Genomic DNA, 5,871 nt, shown 5'->3' with positions numbered 1-5,871 from the left:
GCTCATGGACGCTCCCGGCCCAGGCGGTCTGGGCGGGACTTATGGCGGCAACCCGATCGGCATTGCGGCAGGCAACGCCGTGCTCGACGTTATCGAGGAAGAAGGTTTGAACGATCGCGCGGTGGTCCTCGGAAACCGGCTCAAGCAACGCTGCAATCACTGTCGGATGTCGTTCCCCAGATCGCAGATGTCCGCGGCCCGGGGTTCATGAACGCCGTCGAGTTCAACGTTCCCGGTTCCAGGGAACCTTCGGCCGCCTTCGCCAACAAGGTGCGCGAGCGTGCCCTTTCAAAAGGCCTGATTTTGCTCACTTGTGGCGTTTACAGCAATGTCATCCGGTTCCTTGCACCCATCACCATCCAGGATGAGGTGTTCACGGAAGCACTGGATATCCTTGAAGAAGCACTTCGTGAATGCGCGGGTGAGGCCTAGGTGTTTAGTCCGGCACTTTGACATTCGCGTCGGCAGCCAGCACCGAATGTGTGATTTCCGACGGGTCCACGCCGTTTCGTCTGGCCCAGGTCTCCAGGTTTCGAGGCCTGTAGGAGGGATTGGTCCGCCAACGGTCAAACACGCTCCGGTCGATCGTTTCGTTGATTGTGGAGGTCGTGGCGGCACTGCCGACAGATGGCTCCGCCCCGATCGGTCGGAAGTAACGGCGACTGAAGAATCGGTACAAGCCCCCCAGAAAGGCCGCATACGAGTCGGCTATTGGCGAATCCACATTGGCCTGATCGGTTTCGATGTTCCCGCGAAACTTGAGCCCGTGAGTTGCGGCTTTCGCCATCAGCCATCCTAGCGGCACCTGAGCCAGCAGATCGCTGGGATAGCCTCCGCCCACATTGGCGTGGGCGCCCACAAACCAGCGCTGTTCCACGTTCTCGATCGGCCTGGATGGTGCAGGGTTTGCGCCGGCAGCGGTTGTTCTGGTCCAAAGCGTAGGGGTGAAGGAGGCGCGGTGCTCGTCGACAGCCAAGGCATGGTAGGCATTGGTATTGCTGAGCCTCAGATGAGTGTCGAGGAACCGGTATTTCGCAACGTTCCGCTTCATGCCGACGGGAACGCCCAAGGATCCCACCGTGTCCCAGATGCCGAGGAAGTCGATGGTAATAGGGCTCGAATATCGAAGCAGCCAGGATTCCTCGAGCGCCAAGCCTGCCTGAGAGGTCGCTCCGCTCTCGATGTTTTGGATGAGTTCTCGGATTGTCTTGTCGGTCCTGCGGCGATAACGGCCGTAGAGCTGATTGATGGATAGCGGCGATCCTGGTTTTAGGAGACCGCATTTCGAGATGAAGCCAGATAGGCTTCTTGCCGTGTAGGCGCCGCGACTGAACCCGAAGATGAACAGGCGGTCGCCTTCGTTATAGTTGTCCGGTGTTCCAGGTGCCGTCGAGAAACACTGCAATTCGCTTGGAATCGCCCACCTCGCCCTCCGCTATGTTCGTCGATAGTCCATTTAGCCGATTCTCGCCGACGGTTTATGCCCTGTTCGCGAGGAACATGATTGTATTGCGGGCTAAGCTATCTTGCGAAGCTCACAATTCACATGGATTCACCACAACAGCACTCCAAGTGAATTTAACCGGGAAAGTGAACGTTTTGGGCTCTAGCCGATATCAAGGCTCGCATGTTTCAATGGCTTGCATTTCAGCTGAATACAAAAAACGGCATGCGCGAAAACGTCAGAAGCGCCTATTCAAACGAATTCGTTTTTGCCTTCCCGACTGACCGAGAGCATCTAAGATTTTCGGCTGTAAGACGATGCAGCTGCATTGGCGATCTACCGAAACTGCAGTACACAACGGCTCGCGAGGGGATAGGCTTTGTAACCGGCATCAGGAGTGAATACCTTGAACGAACAACACCAGACGCAAAATGATCATCTGGTTGGACTGACTGCGGATATTGTCTCGGCATATGTGAGCAAGAACCCTCTCCCCGCCTCCGGATTGCCAGACCTTATCGCTTCGATTCATTCGTCGCTGACAGGCATCGGCCAGCCAATCGCAGCCCATCAACCGAAGCAGGAACCGGCTGTGAATCCCAGGAGATCGGTGACACCGGACCACATCATCTGTCTCGAGGACGGGAAGAAGTTCAAATCGCTGAAGCGGCACCTGGCCGTTCATTACGGGCTCACTCCCGATGAATACCGCGAGAAATGGGGCCTGAAGTCGGACTATCCCATGGTTGCGCCCAACTACGCGGCCCAGCGATCCTCGCTGGCCAAGGCGGCCGGGCTGGGGCGCAAGCCGCAGGCAAAGAAGGCTCCAGCCAAGCGCAAGACAAAGGCGTAGGTGCTGCGGCGCTCAAGCACCAGCGTTGCCATTTTGCAGCTTGACCCCGTACTCACATACACGCCTTCCTGCGATCATTAGGTTGGCGTGTCCGCGACATCCCAATAGTTTGGCATTCGGGTATCCTGCCCGGTAGCAAGCAAATCTTGCTGCCGGGCTAAGGCGCCTTGGGAGGGCATTCGTACGCTGTTCTGACAAAAACACCCTACGGATCGGTAGGATTTCATGCAAGTTGGGCGATGTGGTGAACTTCCCGGCGATATTCAGCGGGATGGGCTCGTCGTCAGAACGGGGTTCGGTTCATTCGAGCCGTTTCGCAACCGCGCAGCGTATCGGTGCGCGATAACGGCGCACGCCATCAACTGGGCTTGATGGAAGAACATCAGAGGCAGGACGACCGCGCCAATTGAGGCCGTCGGTCCCGCAAAAATCGCATTCGCCATTGGAATCCCGCTGGCCAACGACTTCTTCGATCCGCAGAACGCAATCGTGATCTCGTCTTCCGTGCAAAAGCCCAGAGTCCGGCTGCTCAGCGTAGTCAACAAAAGAACTGTAAAAAGTATTGTCATGTCGACCGCAAGGACGGTGGCAATGTTTGAGACTGATAAAGTATGCCAGAGCCCCTCAGTGACGGCATCGGAAAAAGCCAGATAGACGACCATCAGGATCGATCCGCGATCCACCGGCGACAGCAGCTTCCTGCGGGCCCGAATCCAATTTCCGACCAGCGGTTGCAGCAACTGCCCAAGAAGGAAAGGGGCCAGGAGTTGCAACACGATGGTTTCCAAAGCGGTGATCGAAAAGCCCGCGCCGTGCGCTGGCGACAGCAACAGACCGGCGAGTAGTGGGGTCGCAAACATGCCGACGATGTTCGAGAGAGAGGCCGCGCAGATCGCAGCCGAGACATTGCCTTGCGCAATGGACGTAAAGGCGATCGAGGATTGAACCGTCGACGGCAGCATGCACAGGAAGAGTATGCCCGCGTAAAGAGAAGCAGGCAGGATTGTCTCGGGAATAAAGCCGACCGCCAGGCCGAGTGCCGGGAAAACCGCGAATGTGGTCAGAAGTATCATCAGATGAAGGCGCCAATGCAGCATGCCGGCCAAGACAACGTCGCGAGAGAGCCGGGCGCCATGCAGAAAAAACAGCAGCGCAATCGCCAAGTCCGTGGCCATTGCAAACCAACGGGCGGGCGGTCCGTGGACCGGCAAGACAGAGGCTACGGCTACGGTCGAGATGAGCAGAACCGTAAAGAGGTCGGGCAGCAGACGATTCATGGCGGCGTTTCCAATCATGAGCCGGAAATTGCCTATCATGTGTTAGAATGCAAAGATTAACAGTTATCACGATCTGGAATAACCATGAATCCCGACCACCTGAAGAGCTTCCTGGCGCTTGAGCAGACCAACAGCTTCACGCTTGCCGCAGATCGCCTGGGTGTTCGCCAATCCACGATCACCCAGCATATTCAGCGCCTTGAGAAGACGCTCGGACGCCGTCTGGTCGCCAGGGACACCCATCAGGTCAGATTGACGGCGGATGGCGAGGCGCTGCTTGGCTACGCGCGCGGCATTCTGGATCTCAATGACAAGGCCATGGCTTTATTTGGCGAAAGCCGTTTGCGGGGGCGGCTAAGGCTGGGCGTTTCCGAAGACGTCGTGGCGAACCGGCTGACGCGTATCCTTGAGGAGTTTGCGAGGCTCTATCCCTCGATCGACCTTGAGCTGACCGTCGCCTTGAGCGCCAGCCTTTATCAGATGCAGGATGTGGGCGATCTGGACGTCGTTTTGGCGAAGAGGCGGATCGGCGAGGAGCATGGCCGCCTCCTCTACAGGGAGCCGTTGGTGTGGTTGGCGCGCAGCCCGGAGCTGGTTCTTTCACGCGGTCATCCGTTGAATCTGATCGCCTTCCCTTCCCCTTCAATCACCAGACGCGCGGCTCAGGATGCGCTCGATCGAGACGGGATACCCTGGCGGATTGTTTGCACATGCGGCAGCCTGAGCGGTTTGGCCGCGGCAGCGCAAGCGGGGATGGGCGTGCTGGTGCAGCCGCGCAGCATGGCGCCGCCGGGCCTGAAAGAGATTCCGGCGGACCGGCTGCCTGTCCTCGAGGATGCCGAATTCGTCCTGGTATCGCGCAAGGGCGCAGATGCCGCCCTTGTGGAGCCACTATCGAGATTGATCGTCTCCCAGTTCCAGTCCATCCTGGATCGACGAACCGCATAGCTCCGGCAAGGGAATGCACGGGCGAACGATAGAATCCGTCAATGTAGCGTTCGCTACTCAATCAGTCTCCGGAAGACGCGGCAGGCTCGGACGTGGCGCTGCCGTGTGCTGGGTCGCCGCGACTGAAAAGCCTCATGACCACGACGTAGAAAAGGGGAACGAAGACCACTGCTAGCACAGTTGCGGACAAGATACCGCCGAACAGGCCGGTGCCAATCGCGTGCAGTGTCTCGGAGCCCGCGCCCCGGGCCAGCATCAGCGGGACGACACCGAGAGCAAATGCCAGCGACGTCATCAGGATCGGCGAAGCCGGAGACGGGCCGCCTCGACCACGGCATCGCGGACCCTGCTGCCCTCGGCCCGCAGGCTATTGGCGAATTCAATGATTAAAATCGCGTTCTTCGCCGACAGGCCGATGATGGTGATCAGGCCGACCCTGAAGAAGACGGTGTTGGCCAGCCCACGCGTCAGCACAGCCACGACCGCGCCGACAATGCCGAGCGGCACCACTAGCACCACCGATAACGGGATCGACCAGCTCTCATACAACGCCGCGAGCACGAGGAAGACGATCAGCATCGAAAGGGCGAGCAGCAGTGGAGCCTGGGCTGTTGACTGCTTCTCTTGCAGCGACTGACCCGTCCATTCGATCGTGAAGCCGGGGGCAGCTGCGAGGTGAGCTGCTCCATCACCGCCATCGCATCGCCGCTCGATACACCTGGCGCCGCGCTTCCGGCGATACGCGACGCGGAATAGCCGTTGTAGCGCACAAGCTGTGGCAGCCGAATTCGCAAATCCATTTGCCTCCAAGCAGCCAAGCTGCCGCATTCGACTTTTGACCTTGCTCTCGCCGAGGTGGAATCCACCTGTCGTGGGCGGCAGCTAAGGCCCCTGGAACGGATAGAACTGCAATGGCCGGCTGCTAGGCTGGCCTGAGGTTCTGACAGGCACGAAAGGCTCGACCGGAAACCGAGAGTGAGTTTTTGCAAGGATCCTTTGCATTGGCGAAGACGTAGCCATCTGCCTGCTGCAGAGCCCCAAATCTCAAGCCCTCCGAAGCGCATTTAGCACAGAAAGCTCCCACATCCTCGACATCGAAGACGAGTCTCACAGTGGACTGGCCGGCTTGCTGCCCCTTGCCGGCCTGACGAACCATCAGACTGGCGCCTCCGTCAAGACCGATGAGGCTGACGGCCTTGTCGTCATCCTCTTTCAGTTCATAGAAACCGAAATGTCTCTTGTAGAAATCGACGGTCTTTTCCACGTCTTGCGCGTAAAGGACGATCTTGTTCAACAATGCCGCCAATTCTTTCCTCCTCGACCGGATTCGTCTAGGAATTACAGAGGCT

Annotated in this window: 5 protein-coding genes and 2 pseudogenes; 3 read left to right on the top strand and 4 right to left on the bottom strand. The window is 58.4% G+C overall.

The genetic code is table 11. The features are described 5' to 3' along the window. Positions 1-432: pseudogene (locus tag EOA60_RS15470) on the top strand (aminotransferase class III-fold pyridoxal phosphate-dependent enzyme); the annotation flags it as partial. 4 nt (positions 433-436) lie between these two features. Here the strand turns inward: EOA60_RS15470 and EOA60_RS15465 are convergent. Further along, positions 437-1,405, bottom strand: coding sequence for a DUF2235 domain-containing protein (locus EOA60_RS15465; RefSeq protein WP_245479308.1), 969 nt, complete (start codon positions 1,403-1,405; stop codon positions 437-439). A gap of 445 nt (positions 1,406-1,850) precedes the next feature. Between EOA60_RS15465 and EOA60_RS15460 the strand changes: the two genes are divergently transcribed. Beyond that, on the top strand, positions 1,851-2,297 hold the full coding sequence (locus EOA60_RS15460; protein WP_127336043.1) for a MucR family transcriptional regulator: 447 nt from the start codon (positions 1,851-1,853) through the stop codon (positions 2,295-2,297). A 263-nt stretch (positions 2,298-2,560) separates the two neighbouring features. On the opposite strand, the gene EOA60_RS15455 is transcribed toward EOA60_RS15460, so the two are convergent. Continuing rightward, positions 2,561-3,574, bottom strand: coding sequence for a bile acid:sodium symporter family protein (locus tag EOA60_RS15455; protein ID WP_128311567.1), 1,014 nt, complete (start codon positions 3,572-3,574; stop codon positions 2,561-2,563). Positions 3,575-3,658: 84 nt separating this feature from the next. Between EOA60_RS15455 and EOA60_RS15450 the strand changes: the two genes are divergently transcribed. Continuing rightward, positions 3,659-4,522 (top strand): LysR substrate-binding domain-containing protein, encoded by an 864-nt coding sequence (locus EOA60_RS15450; protein ID WP_127336085.1) that lies wholly within the window; start codon positions 3,659-3,661, stop codon positions 4,520-4,522. A 61-nt stretch (positions 4,523-4,583) separates the two neighbouring features. Here EOA60_RS15450 and EOA60_RS15445 read toward each other — a convergent pair. Next, positions 4,584-5,298: pseudogene (locus tag EOA60_RS15445) on the bottom strand (efflux RND transporter permease subunit); the annotation flags it as partial. A gap of 146 nt (positions 5,299-5,444) precedes the next feature. Beyond that, positions 5,445-5,819 carry a VOC family protein gene (locus tag EOA60_RS15440; protein WP_128311570.1) on the bottom strand — a complete coding sequence of 125 codons (375 nt, stop codon included), beginning with the start codon at positions 5,817-5,819 and terminating at the stop codon, positions 5,445-5,447. Positions 5,820-5,871 lie beyond the last annotated feature (52 nt).

Origin of the sequence: Mesorhizobium sp. M1A.F.Ca.IN.020.06.1.1, from assembly GCF_004023265.1 — a bacterium.
In the GTDB taxonomy this organism is placed as follows: Bacteria; Pseudomonadota; Alphaproteobacteria; order Rhizobiales; family Rhizobiaceae; genus Mesorhizobium.
Note: the sequence above shows the minus strand (reverse complement) of the source record. Positions and strands in the feature narration are given on the sequence as shown.